Below are 247 nucleotides of genomic sequence, written 5' to 3'. Positions count from 1 at the left end.
AAGGACTACACCGCCACCATGAGGCTAGGGGTGGGCACCGTCACTGATGACGCGGAGGGGGACGTCACTGTGACCACCGACGCTTCCGCAATCGAAGACAGGGCCATTCACGCCGCGATGGCGCGTCAGACCGGAGAGAGCCAACAGGTTCCCGCTGCCGTCAGCGCGATCAAGGGTAACGGCCGGCGGGCCTACGCCAAGGTGCGTGCTGGTGAGGACGTCGTCCTACGGCCGCGCACTGTCACCG

1 pseudogene is annotated in these 247 nt (G+C 66.4%); it reads left to right on the top strand.

The features are described 5' to 3' along the window. Positions 1-247, top strand: a pseudogene (locus tag JDS82_RS30320) (tRNA pseudouridine(55) synthase TruB); the annotation flags it as partial.

The organism is Bacillus cereus group sp. N14, from assembly GCF_016483555.1.
GTDB lineage: Bacteria > Bacillota > Bacilli > Bacillales > Bacillaceae_G > Bacillus_A > Bacillus_A wiedmannii.
Note: the sequence above shows the minus strand (reverse complement) of the source record. Positions and strands in the feature narration are given on the sequence as shown.